Below are 17,722 nucleotides of genomic sequence, written 5' to 3'. Positions count from 1 at the left end.
GAAAGGAGACTTGGCCCTGCGTCAAAGGGAATTAGTTGACAGCCTCGCCGTTCCGTTTCTCCGGATTCCACGGTGATGCCAGCTGCAGAGTGCAGGCGAGGAGCGTTCCCCAGCTCACCGCGACGCCCGTCGGAAAAACAAAAACCTTGGTAATCAGCCAGGCAATGAAGGCGGTCTTGATGACTGCGCCAATTCGAAATTGAGATCGTCGCAGCGGATTCGTCAGCGACCGCCAGTTCCGCATGCAGAAAAAGGTTCCAAAGAACAGACAGAAGCCGAGCGTCGTCGGCCCGTCCGAAGTCTGCAGGGGAAACCGGCCGAGATGTCGGAACAACGCGGTTTGCCTCGCTCCCCCCGCCAGGAACCCATCGTCCAGCATCAAAAAGCTGATCAAGCTTGATGCCAGTCCCCCCACCACGACTCCTGCAATCAGCCGCTGCATTCCGGACGAACGATTCCTCAGGGAATTTCCGGAGCAGGCCAGAATTCCCCACGCCGCCAGAATGCTGACCGCCAGAAAATAGCCGACACCGACGACGTTCAGGGAGCCGTCAGCATTCACGTTGTGAAACGCGTTGGGCATCAGCATCCAGAACACTCCAGTCAGGAGGCCACAGAAGGGGACGGCTAAAAAAGCAGCCGTTGATTGCAAGCGCGGTTGCCTCGGCCGCGCGTCAACTTTTCTCTCCACGGGCAGGCCTTGGACGGCAAGTGGAAGCGCTGCTCGCTGGCCCCGAATTTTCACCCACAACCCCGCCGCGACAAACGCTGCAGCCATCAGTTGCAGGACGAGGGCACCTTCATTCCAGTCCGGGGGCCGATGAGGAAATCGTAAGCTGACCAGCCCGCTGATGGCCCCCAGTCCGAAACAACTCCACGCGAGCAGCGATGTGCCGGTTGTCTTTAACAGGTATCGGTTGGAAAGCGATCCCCCGCGATATCCTGCAAACGCCACGCCGGCGAGGATGGCGAGCGGAACCATCATCGGCACCGCATGTGTGAGCAGAAAGATCATCGCCACCCAGACTGCGACATGCGGCAGTGAAAACGGGCGGTCGAACGGGTGTTTTTTCGCAGGCCCACTCTCCTGCTTTCCGGCACCGAGAGAGTTGGTGATTGGCAACGACACGGCAGGTTCTTTCCCGGTGACGGCAGCGACGAACGCATTTTCCAACTCGATCAGCGATGCGTAACGCTGTGCGGCATCCTTGTGAAGTGCTTTTCCCACAACCTGCTGCAGGCGGGGAGGCAGCCGTGAGAGATCCGGAAGTTCCGTCAGGTGCTTCATCAGGATTTCGCCGGTCGACTCACCCTCGAACGGCACGTTGCCTGTCAACATCTCGTAAAGAATGATCCCCGCCGCATAAACGTCGACCCCTTTTCCGTACCGTCCTTTAGCCACTTCAGGGGCCATGTAGTAGACAGTCCCCACGCTCTGGGTGTGTGCGCTCTTGGCACTCGGCGCGAGAAACTTCGACAGACCGACATCACCAATCTTGACCGTGGTTCCATCCAGAAAAATGTTCGCCGGCTTCAGGTCACGATGGACCAGTCCGCGCTGATGGAGAAACTCAGTCCCCCCGGCGATGCCCTGCAGCCAGTGTCGGACCTGCTCGACAGGCATTCCCTGCGGATAGCGACGCAGCACCTGATCGAGCGTGTCGCCGGCGATGTACTCCATGATGATCCAGTGATCTCCCGACTCATCCTGCCGGACATCGAAGATCGTCACCAGATTGGGGTGTGAGAGATTCAGACATTGCTGCACACCCCGCAACTCGATGTCGCTGTTGTTCTGCAAAAGTTTGAGTGCGACTTCCCGTCCGGAGTCCGAGAGTCCGTAATAGACCTCGCCAAATCCGCCACGATAGATGGCACGTTTGATCGTGAAGCCATCCAGCGGCCGGGATTCAGGAGGAAAAGCGAACTTCATGGAAGTGATGTCCTGCGGACGGAAGCGAGATCTCACCCTGGATTCTCGCGGGCCTTCACGAAATACGTGGTTCGCATCCAGGAGGATGATTCATTTTCGGTGATTCGCACGAAAATCGCCAGATCTCCGTGCGAATCGACCCCGGTCATCATCTCTGCAGCCAACCGCCCCTCAGTGGGCGACCACCGCCGGGCTGAGCCGGTTTCCGAAATAGGCCTCCACCTGATGGGTCACGTCTTTCGTGTCCGTAGCCTCTTCGCGTTCGACAGGGATCAGACCACTCAGTTCCCCATCCGCCGCAAGGACTGCATCTTCCACATCGAGCCGGTTTTCGATCTTGGCGATCAGAGCCTTGACCCGGGACAGGTGCGAATCATCGATCTCCAATCCCTGAATCTGTTTCCGGGCGGCGATCGTCCGCAGCCGGGCTTCCAACCGTTCCAGTTGCACTTCGAGGTCCTTCTTCTGGGAGAGCATCCCTTCCAGGGTGTCGCGGTTCGCCTTCAGCGCTGCCTCCTTGGCGGAGAGCAACTGCTGTTCGCGCTTGACCGTATCCTCCGCAATCTTATACCGGTTGAAACGCTCGGCGAGGTCTTTTTCCACCTCGTGCGGCTGATACCGTCGGCCGGCATAAATCAACTTGGAGTCTTTCTGCTTGAGATCCGCGGTGAGTGAGAGGATCGCCTCTTCCTGTTTGGCGAGCGACTCTTCGCGACGATTGATCCCTTCCTTCAGTTGGGCAACCGCGACCTGCTCCTCTGCGATGACATGCATGGAGCGTCGGACTTCCGGCAACAGCCGCTCGACATCCCGTCGGGCCCGTTCGATTTCGAACTCGATCGGGACTTCCGCCCGAATCTTGTCGCGCGCGGACATCACCCCGGCGCGGGTGTAGCTGAAAAGATCTTTTCCGAAGATCAGGCCGCCGAGGACGGCCGTCGCAAAGGCCCCTTTGGCCACTTTTCCGATCATCATGGTAGAACTCCTGAAAAACATCCGACTTCGCTCCTGAGTTGTCGCCATCCTCCCCGTTGAGGGTGATTCGCTGTCGAGTGCGAAATCTTGGGCAAAAAGCGGGGAAATTTTCAGAAATGCCACGTCCGGGCATGTGTGGCTGGCCGTAAGCCCTTGCGAGAATGCCGGTTAAATGGGGCAGCCAACAGGCGTTGCGCGGCACTTGCTCCGGCTCGGCTTTCGTACTCTGACCGGAGAGTGCCGGTGGGCGTTCGGGGGGCGAGCTGATGCACTCCGTTGCAGAAAGAGGAATTGACGCGGGAGTCGCGAGATTGGATTGCGCGCGGCAACAAGCAGCGGAGTGGCCTGCTGCTACTCGTGGCGCATCGAGCAGGTGCCCCGCAGCTTCGAGTTTTTGAGATAGCGGCCGGTCATGTAGCCCACCCGAGAATAAGGAACCGTGCAGGTCACCTTGCAGACGTCACGCATTCCGGCTGCGGCGAGCTGATTTCCGGGGTCAGGATTCCCCGCAGCAGGAGTGACTTCAATCACCACCGTGATATCGCTTGCCTGCAGTCGCCCACCAATTGAGGCCACGAGGAACGACCGGACCTCCGTCGTCACCGCCCCGTTCGATGATCCTTCAAGGATCGCCGCGCGGGTCCCCTGCCGTGCCGCTGTCGTCATCAGCTGTCCGACCATCATGGCCCTGCCGAACTCGACGATGGCCCACAGGACCGTCAGAAAGAACGGGAGGATCAGCGCCATCTCCACGACGACTGCCCCGGAACGCCGCGAAGGCCTGTCGAGAATTCGGCCTTTCATGTCAGCAGTCCTCGATGAAAGGATTCTGAAATTTAGACTTCCCGCTCTCGCCCCGGAGAGTCGTCCTGCTGTCTCGCCCCAAAACTTGCGAGACGGCCATTGGCAAGGAAAACCTGCGCCGGTGGCGGCACGCTCAGCACAGCGCGGTCGCCGGGTCGTGAGAACGAAATTGAGGTGACTTGTATTCAGCTGTTTAAAGATAGAATGCACTCGCAGGCCGAGGGCGGGGAGAACGGGGCGATGGCCGGGATTCGCAATCTGATCTGCCTGCTTCACAGATCCTGCCGACGAGAACAGCGTAGAAACCCGCAGCGAGCAGCAAAATGGCCGAGAAAACAATCTTCAAGCGTATTATCGACGGTGAGATTCCGGCAGACATTCTGTATCAGGACGAGCAGTGCCTCGCCTTCCGGGATGTCAATCCGCAGGCTCCGGTGCACCTGCTGGTTATTCCGCGGGAAGAAATCCCCTCACTGGCCGAAGCGACCGAGGCCCAGGCTCCCTTACTGGGGCACCTCCTCCTCGTCGCCGCCAAGCTCGCTCAACAACTGGGATTGAAAAAGGGCTTCCGCACGGTCATCAACACCGGTGCGGATGCGGGCCAGACCGTGTTTCACCTGCATCTGCATGTGCTCGGTGAACGGGAACTCAGCTGGCCCCCCGGATAAGGAGCCATCTGACCGAGCATCGCCCGCCGGGAAAACCTGCAAAGCTGCAGACCTTCCCGGCGGACGTACGGAACAGATCAGCTCCCTTCCAGCGCGGCAGCAATGGAATTCGACAAACCGACCAGCGGAGATCCGTCGTCGGTGAGTGGAGTGGTCGAGAGCATGACCACGGCCAGTTCCCGAAGCGGGTCGATCCAAGCCAGCGTGCCCGTCGCGCCCCAGTGACCGTAGGCGTGAGCCGGAACAAGATCGCCAAAAGTCCCCCGGTGGTCGGACCAGTTCAGACGCCACCCCAGCCCCCAGCCCCGCGTACGGCGATCCGCTTCCGGCATGGAGGGAAAATCACCGAGTCGGTTTGTTGTGGCCAGTTGAATCGTGGCTGGCGAAAAGAGTCTCCCTCCATCAGCACTTGTCCCCCCCTGCAACATGGCGCGGCAGAAGCGGCTCATATCGCTCACCGTACTGATCAGCCCCCCCCAGGGAACCCCCAACTGCAGCCAATATCGGCTGTTCCAGTTCCAGTCCTCGCCCCCCCGCTGGGATTCCGGGACCTGGACCTCAGCGATCCGGGCAGACTCCAGCAGATCGTCCGGCAGGCCCATCCAGGTCTGCTGCATGCCGAGAGGTTCGAACAGTTCCCGACGCATGAATCGACGATAGCTCTCGCCAGTCACCTGCTCGATGATCGGCCCCAGCACGGCGTAACCCATGCTCTGATACTGAGCTCCCCGACCGGGTGGGAAATTCAGCTCCGCCTCACAACTTTCACTGACAAACCGCGCCAGCGACGCATGGTTCTTTCGTAATTCCTGATTGTTCGGCAACATGTCCGGCAGACCGGACGTGTGAGTCAGCAGATGACGGACTGTCATGGGACGTTTCGCGGCATCCCGAAATTCCGGAATCAGCTCACAGACCCGCTGGTTCAGCGTCAGCAATCCGCGCTCCACCAGCAACATCACCGCCATGGCTGTGACGGGCTTCGTCAGGGACGCGACGAGGAAATAAGTTTCCGGTGAAGGGGAGCCTCCCCCATTCAGTTTCTCATGTCCAAAAAAATGGGGGCCGGTTGTCAGCCCGTGTCTTTGAACCTCCAGTCCTAATGCCACGAGCTTCTTGTCGTGGCAGAGTTTTTCGGCCGTTTCAAGAACTCTCTTCCACCGCCGGGGACAGAACCCCAGTGACTGTGGCTGTGCAACCTCGAGCGCAAAGTCGGGCATAACGGTCTCCTGAAAAAAGTCGTGTGGAGGACTTGAGAAAACCAGACTGGAGACGATGATGTCGCTGGCGTTCAGCGGCGCGACATGGCCGGATCAGGTGTTTCGATTCAGGATGAAAAAGGGATTCGATGTTTCAGACGGCGCTTCATGACTGGCACACGCGCAACGGCGCCCGAATGGTGGAATTTGCCGGCTGGCACATGCCCATTCAGTTTACAACGATTGTCGATGAACATCACGCCATCCGTCGACGTGTCGGTCTCTTTGATATCTCCCATATGGGACGATTGTGGTTTTCCGGGCAGGATCACATCCGGTTTCTGGACCGGATTCTGACAAATCATGTGGCGAAAATGTCCCCCGGCATGGTGCGCTACTCGCTCGTCTGCAAGTGTGACGGTGGCATTCTCGACGACGTTTTGATCTATCGCTTCGAGAATGAATGTCTGCTCGTGGTCAACGGTGCCAACCGTGAGAAGATCGTGCACTGGATCGAGCAGAATCGCAACGGCGACTCGCTGAACTTCGAAGACCGCACGCTCGACACCTGCATGATCGCCATTCAGGGGCCGAAATCGCAGGAACTCCTGCAGCCCTTGACGGACTGTGATCTTGCGAGCATCAAGTATTACCGTGCCGCTCAGGGAACCGTCATGGGTTTCCCGGCAGTGATCAGCCGCACCGGCTATACGGGTGAAGATGGCTTCGAAATCACGGTCGACAACGCCCAGGGTGAGCAGGTCTGGGCAAAGTTGATGGAGGCCGGTGAACCTGATGGCATCGCGGCCTGCGGTCTCGGCTGCCGGGATACCCTGCGTCTGGAAGCGGCCATGCCCCTGTACGGGCACGAGATGGACGAGTCGGTCGATCCGTTCACCGCTGCCCTCGGGTTTGGAGTCAAACTGAATAAAGGGGATTTCATTGGACGGGAGGCACTCGACAAGATTTCCCAGCAGGAAGATCTGCCGCAGCGGGTCGGCCTGAAGCTCGATGGCAAACGCATTGCCCGTCAGGGTGCTGAATTGATCGTCAACGATCGCTCCGTGGGATACGTCACTTCGGGAACGTTTTCGCCGACGCTCGAAGTTTCGCTGGCGATGGGTTTTCTCCCGGCGGAATATGCTGCTCCGGGGACGCGGGTGGAGGTCGATATTCGTGGCAAGCGTGAACCTGCCACCGTCGTCGCGCTTCCATTTTATCGTCGGTAGAACTGATTGATCTCGCCGATCAACCGGAAGTGTCGTGTGTCGCCAGAAGCATCCTGGGGTGTGCAGCGGCGCACCACAGCGAACGCGTTGAGTTTTCAGTCCTCCCGCAGCAGGTGTTGTGTGTGAGAGAACTCCTGCTCTTGCGTGGCGAAAACGCGTCGATCAACAAGCAAAATGATCTGAATCCCTTCGTGCGGGTTCAACCCGCTGGCGGCACATCACAGCCGTGCTCGCGGCGGCAGTGACAGCGCGATTCCCGACAGATTGCACAGACATCAGGAACAGGCATCAGGAACAGACATGGCCAGACTCGGCGTGAATATTGATCATGTCGCCACCATCCGTCAGGCGAGAAAGACCATTGAGCCTGATCCAGTCTGGGCGGCGGCGTTGGCGGAACTTGGAGGCGCCGACGTCATTACCGTGCATCTGCGCGAAGACCGTCGGCATATCCAGGACCGCGATCTGCGAGTGCTCAAAGAGACAGTGCAGGTCAAACTGAATCTGGAGATGGCCGCTGAGGACGAGATCACTCAGATCGCCCTGCAGATTCGTCCGCAGCAATGCACACTGGTCCCTGAGAAACGTCAGGAAGTGACCACGGAGGGAGGGCTGGATGTCATCGGGAACCGTGAACGTGTCAAACGCTGTATTGACCAACTGACGGCAGCGGGGCTGGAAGTCAGCCTGTTTATTGACCCGGATCCCGAGCAGATCAAGGCGTCGCGCGATCTGGGCGTGCATGCTGTGGAGCTCCACACAGGGCGCTACGCCGATGCACCCACCGAACTGGATCAACAGACAGAACTCCGCCAGCTGATTCAGGCGAGTGATGCAGCGCTGCAGCAGGGGCTGGTGCTCCACATGGGGCACGGATTGACCTATCGGAATGTCGTCCCGGTGGCCAGAATCCAGGGAGTGGATGAACTGAACATCGGCCACAGCATTGTGGCCCGGGCTGTGATGGTCGGATTCGAACGGGCGGTGCGCGAGATGAAGGCCCTGATCAATTCAGGCCCTTGATCAATGGTCGACGGACAGTTCGGCTCGGCCGGCGAACGGCGTCCTCTGATGTGCCTGCGGACTTATACAAGTTGTCCAAGGCACTTGACTGATCGGCAGGTCAGACATGACGGACAACGCGGCAACTCACCGTTCGATTCCCCAAGGCTGGCTGAGGCTGTCCCTCTCCATTTTGGCGTTGCTCAATGGTCTGCTCAATGTGGGAATGCTATTGAGCATTCCTTCTGCAATTCAGGGAGTCCACGACGCGGGGGCCCGGTTGAAATCGGATCCAAAACCATTTGGGCGTGTTGTCCCGCCGGAAGCCAGGGAGCGCCTGCAACGTCCGTGGCCTGTCTGGCTCGGATTGGAACTGCTGGGTTTGGCGAACACATTGGAATTGCTCCTGACAGTCAGCCTGTTGCGTTCACTCTGGTCTTCCGTGAACGAAGAACGGCAGAATCATCCCGAGTTGGACCGATATCAACGGCTGAAGCCGTACAACGTCGCGGCGCTTGTCTTCGCCTTTTTGATCGCTTGGTTCACGCTCGACAATTTCTGGGGGAGCGCCACTCAGCATCGATCGCCCGGCAGTGGTGTCCCGCTCATCGAGCTCAGCCTGCTCGCTCTCTTTTCCTGGCTTCCCTGCTGGATTCTGAACGCTCGCCGACCGTTGAACTCGCCGTCGTCACTGATCGGCTAGAGCAGGTGGCTTTTTCCTCTGACCGCATAGCAGTCGATTCGTGTGATTAAGTCCTTATTTCTGCGTGACGAGAACGGGGACATCAAAAGCGAATCGGCTTTTTGTCGGCACTTCTTTTCTTCCCCGGATCCCCTCGGGCGACTTGAAACGCCACCGCTATCGTTCATTCAGGGTGCCGGTTTTGCTTCGAATCGTTAAGCCCAATTGAATATCGGTAAGATGGAAGCAAATCAGATTGGGTGTCCGTCGATATTCATCTGATATTACAATGATCGGCTCATGCACTGATCAGTTGAGTCTCATCTCTATCAATATCTATTGGAGAAGCTGATGAAGCGAAACCTCAGACTGGGCTTTACGCTCATTGAACTGCTGGTGGTGATTGCCATTATCGCCGTACTGATCTCGTTGCTGCTCCCCGCGGTGCAGCAGGCCCGCGAAGCGGCCCGTCGGTCGCAGTGTAAGAACAACCTCAAGCAACTGGGGTTGGCGATGCACAACTACCATGATGTGACCGGACGATTTCCGATCGGTTGCGTGTCGCTGAATCCTTCGATCACGACCGTTCCTAACAATATGTGGGGCCCCGGGGGGATGCTGCTCCCCTACCTCGATCAGACAGCAGTTTACAACCTGGTGCAGCCCGGACTGCGGATTGATGCGACTCACCTGGTCGATGGTTCGGCGAATGGGGGAGGCGTCGCAGCGACGGACATGGTTAATGGTTCTGCCACCGCAAACGGGCTTAAGAGCAAGTACATCCAGACGATCGTCCCCGTCTTTAACTGCCCATCGGATAACGGGCCCGCTCTCAACCCCTCATTCGGCAACTTTCCGAAATCGAACTACCCCTTCAACGGCTCCATTGTCCACGACCGGGGTGCCAGCGACGACAAGACCAAATCCAATACCTGCGTCGCCATGCGGGATGTCACCGACGGAACATCGAATACGTTCATGTTTGGTGAGCGTTCCTGGAGAATTGGTCCGGACTTCAACAGCATCGCGGCGCAGTGGTGGGCACAGACGGGGGGAGCACACTCCGTCCGGTTTGACCCGTTTCCCGGCATGAACCTGTCGATTCTCACTGAGTTCATGACCAGTTCCGGAGGAGTGAACACCGGGAACAACCCCGGCGACGGCCAGGCGGATATGAATCGCCGAGCTTCCACGAACAGCATGCACGCCGGCGGAGTCCAGTTCTGCATGGCCGACGGCTCAGTCCGGTTCGTGAGTGAGAACCTGCAGCAGCACGATTGCACCGCCGCCACTCCCCGGGTGACCTGCCTACGGACGCGCCCCGAAACGATCTCGATCTACCAGCGATTGTACTATCGGGATGACGGACAGCCGATCGGCGAGTTCTGATCGCACGATCCGACACAACCCGTCAGAAGGGGTTTGCATTGGACAGATTGCCCGTGCAAACCCTTCTTTCGCTCCGCGACGCGCGGCCTCCCGCCCAAGCCGTTTGCTCTTCTCTCGTGACGGGGGCGGGTCAATCAAGGGCCGCGACGCGTCAGGATGTCTGCGGAGATTCTCCTTGTTCCAAGTGAGTTCTATATCAATCGGAAGTTTGATCAGGATCGACGAGACATGACGGCCATTAAGAAGCTTTGGAACTGGAATCGTCCTTTTCAACTGGCTGCCCTCGCGACGCTGCTGAGTGGCTGCGGAACAGATCCTTACGCGCTGGTTCCAGTCACCGGGAAGGTGCTGACCTGCGAAGGGAAGCCGGCGGTTGGGGGAACCATCAAGTTCTTGCCGGTTGATGATCCAACTGCGTCGGGTCGACCGGCCGGACAGCCGGGACGGGAAGCCTATGGAAAAGTCGGCGAAGATGGTTCGTTTTCCCTGACCAGCACCGGTGGGACGGAAGCCAAAGGCGTCGTTACCGGTCGACATCAGGTGCTGTTTGTGATGCCCCCGACCGGCAAGCGAAAAGTGATGCCCGACATGCGGAGCTCACTGTCCGAGGCAGAGATTGCTGCACTGGAAAAAGAATACGAAAAGGATGTCGTCCCCCCGGCGATCCCCTGCTCGAGCAAGGTGGAACCGGTGGAAGTGACTGTTGAAGCCAAAGGGGCCCAGTTTGAGTTTCGACTCTCGCCTCCCTGAGAGGCTGTCCTGAGAGCAGACGGCTTCACCTGGTATCGCGTCAACGCTGACCGGCACCTCTGGGCCTCGGTGGTGAAACCTCTGCTTCAGCTTCCTTCGCTCCGGGAAAGTATCCCAGCCTGCACTCCAGGATGAATGTCCTGAAAGCCAGGACCGCACTCGAAAGAGAGTGCAAACGGTCCACCGCAGGCGTTGTCAGAAACGTCGTTGTTCCGATTCAACTTCGAGACAGCGAATCAGCAGGCACATGGGAGCGAGCACCAACGACTCGCTCCCATGACCAGACCGGCCGTGCAAGTGCGGCCACGCAGAGCGAATCAGAGTTGCTCGGGGTGCACATCAGACCACGAGAGTTCGTGAGGCATCACGCCTCGCTTCAACGAAACAACCGAGGTCAGGCCGGCAGCTTCTCCCATCGGGACAGCATTCCCCGTCACGCGGTAGCTGGAATGGGCAATGAAGTCGCCGCTAATGCAGCGACCCGCCATCATCAGGCCATCCACGTCGGCGGCAATCAATGCGGGTAACGGAATGACATAAGGCTGGGGTCTGCCTGTGATCTCGTTCAAGACGGCCTGTGGGTTCCCTTCCGGGTGCACGTTATGCACATCGAAGCCGAAGCGTGCGGTGCACACTCCGTCCGGATGGGTGAGCCCGTTGACAATGTCCTTTCCGGTGATCAGATAACGCCCACGAATTCGTCGACCTTCGCGGACGCCAATCTGCTCTGCAGTGGCGACAACAGCGAGGTTCTTCCAGGGCCCGCCCAGTTTCCGCAATCCATCGACAATCTGATGGATCTCCGCCCGGGAGCGAATGGTCGCTTCCGTAATCTGGGCAGCATCTGTTGCCGACACCCCATATTCCTGATTCGTCATGATCGAGTAAATTCCGCTGTGGAGATGTCGCAGCGTCGGGTTGCGGAAGGAGTGAGGAATGTTGGCTTCCCGCATCAGACGGTGCATCCGCGCTTTGGCTTGGGCGCCGTTCTCGCGAATGAACTCGGAAACGTCCTGTTCGTTCAGGCCGGTCAGCAGAGCCATCATTGACATGGGCTGGCATTCGCAGTTCGCGCCCAGGCCGACGTCGAACTGACAGCCGGCCTGGGCCGCCAGGTCACCATCTCCGGTACAGTCGATGAACCGGTCAGCTGTCCATGCCTGCCGTCCCGACTTGGATTCGGTGACAACCGCAATCAGGCGATTGCGGTCATCGGTGACCGCTCCCACGAGTTGGGTGTGCAAGTGAATTTTGACACCCGCTTCGCCGCACTTTTCCTCAAGGATCACCTTGAGCAGCTCCGGATCATACACTTCACCAGCGGTGTTCTTTGCAACCGGGCCTCCTCGGGCTGCCAGATCAGCAAGGATCTCTTTCATAATTCCCGACTTGTTGCGGGCATCGATGATTTTGGTCAGCAAGCCAGCGGTCCAGACTCCTCCCAGACAGCCCGCGAACTCAATCAGCCGCGTCGTCGCTCCCGCGCGAGCGGCAGCGAGGGCAGCACCAATTCCCGCCGGTCCCGCACCACAGACAATCACGTCGGCGTCGCCGCCCACGGGCACCTGGCGGGCCGCTTCGACGAAGACTTCGCCAGGGCGGACTTCGCCAAAGGTCCTCAGCACGCTGCCGCTCTGGGGGCTGTTTGCCTGAGTGGCGATGGAGGTCGACTCCGATCCAGCCCCCTGCGTCGAGCGCAGTGCGGCCGTACTGACAATGGCACCGGTCGCCAGATGTTTCAGAAATCGACGGCGGTCATTACTGGCGGGAAAAGATGGCATGTTGAATCCTGGGGAAGGTAGGGATCAGAGGCAGTCAGGTGAGACGGTGGTTGCATTCACGGGCTGGTCGAACAGCAGAACTCCGAATTCGACATTCAGCCGGGAGTTGGAGATCTCCATTCCGGCCCGTCGAGTGAGCCCCGAAAGGTCCGGGCTCATTCAGCAGACGAATCATCGTCCGCCGCGTCTTGCCGAGGCAGGAACGTCAAAGTCAAAGGTCTCTGCATCCAGGACAGCCTCGACGGAATACTCGTCGAATACCGTCGGAATGATGGGGCCCGGATTCTTGTCGTCGACGATTGGCGGCGGCCGCTTGGTGAAGGCCGTCACCCGCAGCAGATAGGGGCCGCGCACAATTCCTTTGCCGGAGAGCCGCGTATCGTAAACCCCGTCGATAATCTCCGCAGACCCCAGCGGGCCCGAGTGATTTTTCTCCGCGTTCGGAACGAATTGAATCGTGCCGTACACGATGGGGGCTCCGTCGAATGTGGCTCGACCGGAAAGATCCCGCAGGTCGATACCGTCCGAACCGGCACATCCTCCGAGTGCGAGCAGGCAGACGGCCACGAAGCCGGTCTGAAAAGTTGTCATCAACTGTTGTGGAAAACGAATCATTTTGGCTGAAAATTCATGTCACGTTCGAGGGCGATGAACAGAATGGCGGAAGAGCTCTGCGATAAAACGTCGTGGCTCTTCCGCCACACCCGAAACTATTGAGCCAGCTGATATTGCTCGCCGTCGGACCGGCTTGCGGCTGACTGGTAGGTGGTGAAGTCCACATTTTCTGAGACAAAGCGGACACTGCCATCACCCATCAGGAAGTGCGTTCCACCGGTGTGTTGGCTGCCGAAGGGCGTGTCGTTAAATCGCGGACCGGATGTCGCCTGTCCCGAAAAACGCTCGATTCCCACCGTCACGTTCTTGTGCGAACACGAGCTGTGATTGGAGGAAGCCTTATTGGATCCACGGGTCCAGGCACGCCAATGGCCACTCCGGTTGGTAGCGACCGGCGAGGAGATTTCACCCATCAGAAATGTGTTTGTCAGGCCATCGGTGCAATCGCGAAATCCGATCGACTGGTTTACGGTCAGCATGCCATTGGTTGCAACGCCCCCGAGACTGGGAGTGCTGCCAATGCACACTGCTGAACTGTCGGTGTTGTTGCCATGCCGACAATCGTACCTGCCTGTCAGGGGAGCGGGACGGGGCCCCTTCGCTCCGGACACGCCGTAGTAGTGGATTGTCGCGGAAGCCTCATCATCGGTGGCACGCTGCTGCAACTCGCTTGCACTCGGGCAGAAGTTCAGCGGCGTCACCTTCTGGGCCAGATCGAGATTGGGGGATTCCAGGACAGATCGACTCAGGTCGAACTGATTGTAGAGCGCTCCCTGGTCGATGTAGGGGAGCAGCAGGACATGGAAGCCGACCTGGCTGGCGGTCGCGGTGTTGATCCCAATCGACCCCATCGGGAGGGTCGACATGACATCGTGATAATTATGCAGCGCCAGTCCCCACTGCTTCATGATGTTCTTGCACTGGGTGCGTCGTGCCGCTTCGCGAGCCTGCTGCACGGCAGGCAGCAGCAGTGCGATCAGCACAGCGATAATGGCGATCACCACCAGCAGTTCAATCAGTGTGAACCCCCGACGCCGTACGGGAATTCCAGGACTCTCCAAAACTCTTCTGCACCCAGCCATGTCACATCCTGTCAAACAAGAACAAAGTTTTTAATGCCAGAGCAAAACAATTCAATTTCAATAATCGATCGGGCGAACAACGATTCCATACATGGAGCCGGCATCAACTTCCGCCTGCAATAATTCTTCGGACCGGGCACCGTTGGCCCCCAGCAGAACACGCCCCGCACCCGTGGTCTTCCGCTTCCAGACTGCCATCGGAATGTCGACCGATTCCCCCGCCCCCTTGCCGAGCATGCGATCCGCAGAGATTCCGGGTGGAGGAGCGGGAAGGCCCGGCTGTCCCAGCTTGCGGCCGAGATCGAGACCAACCTTCCAGTCTTTCAATTCGAAGTCCCGCAGAAGCCATTCCGGCGTGAGATGTCGGGGGTCGACCAGCAGATAAACCTCTGCCGGTGAGGACAGGGTCAGTGTGAGTTGGAAGTCTGGCAGGAACTTGTCTTCGTTGAAGGTGCGAATGTAGTCCGCCCCCTGCAATTCGGGAGGCAGACCCTCCTTCGTGAGGCTGTTCCATTCATAGGGGCGATCCACATAGACTTTTGCGTCTTCCCGGAAGCCGCCTGGCACAATCGCGTAGTATTTTGTCGACGTGCGCGGTGGCCGGTTGTCTTCAACGGAAACAATAGGAGAACGGACAAGAGCCATCTTACGAGTGGACCATTTCTCCGGCGAAGTTCCCTCCCAGATCTCGGAGATGCGTGAATTGCCCCCCTTCGCATCAACCCGAATGGCCTCTCCCTGCAACAGACGGGGGAGACTCGATTTCCGGGTTCGCCCTGTTTCGACAGCGACTTCGCCGCTGAAAACAACCACATCGGTATCCAAGGTCCGGGAAACTGCGACTCCAAACGTTGTTCCCAGATCGACCACCTCGGCGGTGGCAGTCAGAACAGTGAATCCCCGTCCCCTGTCTCCGACATCTGCATGGATCTGACCGGCGTTCAGTCGGACTCGATCTTCCGAGAGAATCTGGAGACTGGAATCCGCCAGCAGTCCCACCTGGACTCCGCTGGGGAACTCAATCGTCGTCGACTGACTGACCGGTTGAACAAGTGCCCCGGCTCGCAGCGGCATCCTCGGGCCACCTGGTTCAGGCGACAACTGCCAGGCGACCACCTTACCGGGCTGCAGCAGACAGGCGATCAATGGCAGAATCGCCAGCGCGCCCACCACCAGCAGAGAACGGGCAAGTCGCCGGGACCGGGACCGCCGAGGGTTGGCCGCAACCGGACTCGTATCAGAGGGAAGCGTTCGCGACAATGACTCCGGAAACGTAGCAGCCCGCAGGAACAACTCGGCATGCAGAGAGACGTGTGCGAGATAAAATTCACGGGCGAATTCATCGACTGCGAGACGTGCGTGCAATGCCTGCCGCTGCTCAGAAGTCGCCACTCCATGACAATGGGCAGCGACCAGTTCGCGGAGTTCCTGATCTTCCGGCAGCTGGCCGAAAAAATCTTCACGTGGTGTCGCTGTCATGCCCCACGCTCCGCCACCAGGCCCCGGTCGATACACTCGTGCAACATTTCCCGCAGCCGCTTCAGACGCTGATAGAGCGAGTTGGCGGTGATCTGCATTTCCTCAGCGATCGAACGTAATTCAAAGCCGGCATTCTCAGCGTAGCAGCGTTTCAGCAGTGCTCGTTGAGGCTCAGTCAGCCGCTGCAGGCAACCGTGCAGCAAATCGAGTCGTCGATCGATCACCGCTCCCGATTTCTGCAGCACATCGGCGATCTGACAAGCGGTCGACTCATCGAGCGCCTCGCCCAGTCGACCGCCACGGGTCAGGTAGTTCTTGGCCTGAATGCGTGCCACGCCCGCTGCCCACGCCAGGAAGTCCCGCTGCGGGTCGAATTCGGTCCAGCGTTCCCACAAGGCGAGAGATGTGCGCTGAAACACGTCATCGGCATCATGCAATTGCGGCGTCAGCGCGACGACATAGGCGTACAACTGGCGGTGAATCGCCGTAAACGCTTTCACAAATTCTTCGTGCTGATGCCGCACCGTCTTGTCCCTGAATGAAAGGAAGCTCGACGCCTTGTTGGTAAGATTGGCAGCAGCCCCCGTTGATCTGTCGATCTTTTTTCGTTTTTTTCGATTCCCCATGGGGAACTCCCGATGCTATAGATCGTTTCGAAGGGGGGCACCGTTTGAAGCCAGAACCGTAACTGACTCTGACCTCATGGCTTACGTAAGTCGGCGTCCGTCAGGTCGCGACAGAAAATTCTCGCCGCTCAGGTTGCGACAAGACAACGCCACGAACAGCTGCAGCCAAGCGACCACAGAGACATTTCAGATCGCGAATCGACCGCCGTGCACGCCACACTGCGAGACCACAGAGACTTCAGTCAACGTGCACTGCCGGAACTGACTCAGGTCCCAGCAGCACTTCTCAACAGGCGTGTGACTGGCGAGCTCCCGTTCCTCACGGAGCCCAGTGCGGCGAATACTGTGTGCTTAGTACCCGTCACTGGCTGGAGCGGACAGGTACTAAGCAGACTCATCCTGAAAGCTGTGGGGCTCCGCTTCCGGAGTCAACGCCCCGCTCAGGGTTGGCCCCTAACACAGCGGCCTCGAAAACCCTGAGAGGAAGCAGTTCGCGACCTTCCAGCCCCGAGGCTTCCCGGAGTTTCCGGAAGACTTCGCTGTTCAGGCTCCGTTCGACCACATTGACTTCGCGCCCCGGTGAGACCAAGGTATGGGAAAACGGAGGGGGCATGACCAATCAGGAACTTCACGATTACTTATGGGAAAGGAACGTCGGCACGGACCGCAACGAGGAGGATCAGTTTACACGGGCCTGGTTCACGGGCACCGAGAATGCATCGGAGTATATCTCACATGTCGCAAACATGCCGCACCTGGTGCATTTCAGTGCCAGCCGCTGCAACATCTCGAATGCAGACTTGCAGTACCTCAGGGGATGTTCCCGGTTGAAGAGCCTGGTGATCCAGGAGACTCGAGTCACCGGCGAGGGGCTGTTGTACTTGCCGGCCTTCCCGGAGCTTCACACGCTCACCCTGACCCTGAAAAACGCCGATGCGGCGTTCGCATGGGTCCGGCAATGTCCGAATCTCAAAAGTCTTTACGTCCATGAATCCGGCCTGACGGACGACGGCCTGAGAAAGCTGGCCGGTCATCCCCTGCTGACGGAGATTGATCTACGGGGGAATCCGGTGAATCTCGGCACGGACGTTACCGCCTCCCTGCCAGCGCTAGAAGTCCTCTGCCTGGCAGGCACCAAAATGACGGATGCAGGAGTACTCCGAATCGCGGCCCCCAAGCTCCATACACTCTGGTCGGAAGGCTGCAGATTAACCGACAAGGGACTGGAGCACTTCGGTTCTCTCACAAAGCTCCACACCCTCTCCCTTGAGGGTGAATTTACCGAGCGAGGCTTCCAGGCGTTGGCCACCTTGCCGCACCTGGAAACATTATATATCACCGATGTGGAGATTACCGATGGCATCACCTCCGTGCTGTGCCGAATGAGCGGCCTGAAATTCCTGCAGCTGGCCAAAAAACATATCTCCCGCAACAACATGCTGCGACTGCGATTCGCGCTCAAGGAATGTGAGTTTAACATTAAACAGTAATCACGCAGACCGGACGAG

General features: G+C 58.6%; 17 protein-coding genes. 7 read left to right on the top strand and 10 right to left on the bottom strand.

The annotated features are described in order from the left end of the window. Nucleotides 1-31: 31 nt before the first annotated feature. The 3 genes from SH664x_RS08520 to SH664x_RS08510 all read right to left on the bottom strand — a co-directional run bounded on the left by SH664x_RS08520 (nt 32) and on the right by SH664x_RS08510 (nt 3,712). Nucleotides 32-1,933: a serine/threonine protein kinase gene (locus SH664x_RS08520; protein WP_437206681.1), complete on the bottom strand. Its 1,902-nt coding sequence runs from the start codon at nt 1,931-1,933 to the stop codon at nt 32-34. A 171-nt stretch (nt 1,934-2,104) separates the two neighbouring features. Continuing rightward, a complete protein-coding gene (locus SH664x_RS08515) occupies nt 2,105-2,908 on the bottom strand; it encodes a hypothetical protein (RefSeq protein ID WP_437206679.1) in 804 nt (267 codons plus the stop codon). A gap of 351 nt (nt 2,909-3,259) precedes the next feature. Further along, on the bottom strand, nt 3,260-3,712 hold the full coding sequence (locus SH664x_RS08510; RefSeq protein WP_437206677.1) for a TadE/TadG family type IV pilus assembly protein: 453 nt from the start codon (nt 3,710-3,712) through the stop codon (nt 3,260-3,262). Between the two features lie 323 nt (nt 3,713-4,035). Here SH664x_RS08510 and SH664x_RS08505 point away from each other — a divergent pair, with 323 nt between their 5' ends. Continuing rightward, a complete protein-coding gene (locus SH664x_RS08505; protein WP_437206675.1) occupies nt 4,036-4,380 on the top strand; it encodes a histidine triad nucleotide-binding protein in 345 nt (114 codons plus the stop codon). A 77-nt stretch (nt 4,381-4,457) separates the two neighbouring features. Here SH664x_RS08505 and SH664x_RS08500 read toward each other — a convergent pair whose 3' ends face one another. Further along, a complete protein-coding gene (locus SH664x_RS08500; protein WP_437206674.1) occupies nt 4,458-5,600 on the bottom strand; it encodes a serine hydrolase domain-containing protein in 1,143 nt (380 codons plus the stop codon). 128 nt (nt 5,601-5,728) lie between these two features. On the opposite strand from SH664x_RS08500, the gene gcvT reads away from it, so the two are divergent. The 5 genes from gcvT (at nt 5,729) to SH664x_RS08475 (ending at nt 10,631) form a co-directional block, all read left to right on the top strand. Beyond that, complete coding sequence (gcvT, locus tag SH664x_RS08495; protein WP_437206672.1) at nt 5,729-6,808, top strand: glycine cleavage system aminomethyltransferase GcvT; 1,080 nt, start codon at nt 5,729-5,731, stop codon at nt 6,806-6,808. A gap of 300 nt (nt 6,809-7,108) precedes the next feature. Next, nucleotides 7,109-7,831 (top strand): pyridoxine 5'-phosphate synthase, encoded by a 723-nt coding sequence (locus SH664x_RS08490; protein WP_437206670.1) that lies wholly within the window; start codon nt 7,109-7,111, stop codon nt 7,829-7,831. 106 nt (nt 7,832-7,937) lie between these two features. After that, nucleotides 7,938-8,513: a hypothetical protein gene (locus SH664x_RS08485; RefSeq protein WP_437206668.1), complete on the top strand. Its 576-nt coding sequence runs from the start codon at nt 7,938-7,940 to the stop codon at nt 8,511-8,513. 330 nt (nt 8,514-8,843) lie between these two features. After that, nucleotides 8,844-9,881 carry a DUF1559 family PulG-like putative transporter gene (locus SH664x_RS08480; RefSeq protein WP_437206666.1) on the top strand — a complete coding sequence of 346 codons (1,038 nt, stop codon included), beginning with the start codon at nt 8,844-8,846 and terminating at the stop codon, nt 9,879-9,881. A 228-nt stretch (nt 9,882-10,109) separates the two neighbouring features. Further along, a complete protein-coding gene (locus tag SH664x_RS08475; protein WP_437206665.1) occupies nt 10,110-10,631 on the top strand; it encodes a hypothetical protein in 522 nt (173 codons plus the stop codon). A gap of 317 nt (nt 10,632-10,948) precedes the next feature. Here the strand turns inward: SH664x_RS08475 and SH664x_RS08470 are convergent, their stop codons facing one another. From SH664x_RS08470 to SH664x_RS08445, 6 genes are all read right to left on the bottom strand, one after another. After that, nucleotides 10,949-12,412 carry an FAD-dependent oxidoreductase gene (locus tag SH664x_RS08470; RefSeq protein WP_437206663.1) on the bottom strand — a complete coding sequence of 488 codons (1,464 nt, stop codon included), beginning with the start codon at nt 12,410-12,412 and terminating at the stop codon, nt 10,949-10,951. Nucleotides 12,413-12,583: 171 nt separating this feature from the next. Beyond that, the gene (locus SH664x_RS08465; RefSeq protein ID WP_437206662.1) at nt 12,584-13,027 is read right to left on the bottom strand and encodes a hypothetical protein; all 444 of its coding nucleotides are present in this window, start codon (nt 13,025-13,027) and stop codon (nt 12,584-12,586) included. A gap of 95 nt (nt 13,028-13,122) precedes the next feature. Continuing rightward, nucleotides 13,123-14,088 (bottom strand): DUF1559 family PulG-like putative transporter, encoded by a 966-nt coding sequence (locus SH664x_RS08460; RefSeq protein WP_437206660.1) that lies wholly within the window; start codon nt 14,086-14,088, stop codon nt 13,123-13,125. A 78-nt stretch (nt 14,089-14,166) separates the two neighbouring features. Further along, the gene (locus SH664x_RS08455; RefSeq protein WP_437206658.1) at nt 14,167-15,588 is read right to left on the bottom strand and encodes a FecR domain-containing protein; all 1,422 of its coding nucleotides are present in this window, start codon (nt 15,586-15,588) and stop codon (nt 14,167-14,169) included. Next, nucleotides 15,585-16,214, bottom strand: coding sequence for a sigma-70 family RNA polymerase sigma factor (locus tag SH664x_RS08450; protein ID WP_437206657.1), 630 nt, complete (start codon nt 16,212-16,214; stop codon nt 15,585-15,587). Before SH664x_RS08450 ends, SH664x_RS08455 begins: the two co-directional genes overlap by 4 nt. Nucleotides 16,215-16,608: 394 nt before the next feature. Then, nucleotides 16,609-16,827 carry a hypothetical protein gene (locus SH664x_RS08445; RefSeq protein WP_437206655.1) on the bottom strand — a complete coding sequence of 73 codons (219 nt, stop codon included), beginning with the start codon at nt 16,825-16,827 and terminating at the stop codon, nt 16,609-16,611. Between SH664x_RS08445 and SH664x_RS08440 the strand changes: the two genes are divergently transcribed. Continuing rightward, nucleotides 16,826-17,704, top strand: coding sequence for a hypothetical protein (locus tag SH664x_RS08440; RefSeq protein ID WP_437206653.1), 879 nt, complete (start codon nt 16,826-16,828; stop codon nt 17,702-17,704). The two genes, SH664x_RS08445 and SH664x_RS08440, sit on opposite strands and share 2 nt — an antisense overlap. Nucleotides 17,705-17,722 lie beyond the last annotated feature (18 nt).

This window comes from Planctomicrobium aquicomposti (assembly GCF_051466325.1).
In the GTDB taxonomy this organism is placed as follows: Bacteria; Planctomycetota; Planctomycetia; order Planctomycetales; family Planctomycetaceae; genus Planctomicrobium.
The sequence above is the reverse complement of the archived record's forward strand: the minus strand, read 5'-3'. Positions and strand labels throughout refer to the sequence as shown.

Excerpts from the sequence above, each read along its gene's own strand:
- SH664x_RS08475 (WP_437206665.1), top strand. The coding sequence starts at position 10,110 with ATGACGGCCATTAAGAAGCTTTGGAACTGGAATCGTCCTTTTCAACTG.
- SH664x_RS08465 (WP_437206662.1), bottom strand. The coding sequence starts at position 13,027 with ATGATTCGTTTTCCACAACAGTTGATGACAACTTTTCAGACCGGCTTC.
- SH664x_RS08455 (WP_437206658.1), bottom strand. The coding sequence starts at position 15,588 with ATGACAGCGACACCACGTGAAGATTTTTTCGGCCAGCTGCCGGAAGAT.
- SH664x_RS08480 (WP_437206666.1), top strand. The coding sequence starts at position 8,844 with ATGAAGCGAAACCTCAGACTGGGCTTTACGCTCATTGAACTGCTGGTG.
- SH664x_RS08515 (WP_437206679.1), bottom strand. The coding sequence starts at position 2,908 with ATGATGATCGGAAAAGTGGCCAAAGGGGCCTTTGCGACGGCCGTCCTC.
- SH664x_RS08500 (WP_437206674.1), bottom strand. The coding sequence starts at position 5,600 with ATGCCCGACTTTGCGCTCGAGGTTGCACAGCCACAGTCACTGGGGTTC.
- SH664x_RS08520 (WP_437206681.1), bottom strand. The coding sequence starts at position 1,933 with ATGAAGTTCGCTTTTCCTCCTGAATCCCGGCCGCTGGATGGCTTCACG.
- SH664x_RS08445 (WP_437206655.1), bottom strand. The coding sequence starts at position 16,827 with ATGCCCCCTCCGTTTTCCCATACCTTGGTCTCACCGGGGCGCGAAGTC.
- SH664x_RS08505 (WP_437206675.1), top strand. The coding sequence starts at position 4,036 with ATGGCCGAGAAAACAATCTTCAAGCGTATTATCGACGGTGAGATTCCG.
- SH664x_RS08510 (WP_437206677.1), bottom strand. The coding sequence starts at position 3,712 with ATGAAAGGCCGAATTCTCGACAGGCCTTCGCGGCGTTCCGGGGCAGTC.
- SH664x_RS08440 (WP_437206653.1), top strand. The coding sequence starts at position 16,826 with ATGACCAATCAGGAACTTCACGATTACTTATGGGAAAGGAACGTCGGC.
- SH664x_RS08470 (WP_437206663.1), bottom strand. The coding sequence starts at position 12,412 with ATGCCATCTTTTCCCGCCAGTAATGACCGCCGTCGATTTCTGAAACAT.
- SH664x_RS08450 (WP_437206657.1), bottom strand. The coding sequence starts at position 16,214 with ATGGGGAATCGAAAAAAACGAAAAAAGATCGACAGATCAACGGGGGCT.
- SH664x_RS08485 (WP_437206668.1), top strand. The coding sequence starts at position 7,938 with ATGACGGACAACGCGGCAACTCACCGTTCGATTCCCCAAGGCTGGCTG.
- gcvT (WP_437206672.1), top strand. The coding sequence starts at position 5,729 with ATGTTTCAGACGGCGCTTCATGACTGGCACACGCGCAACGGCGCCCGA.
- SH664x_RS08490 (WP_437206670.1), top strand. The coding sequence starts at position 7,109 with ATGGCCAGACTCGGCGTGAATATTGATCATGTCGCCACCATCCGTCAG.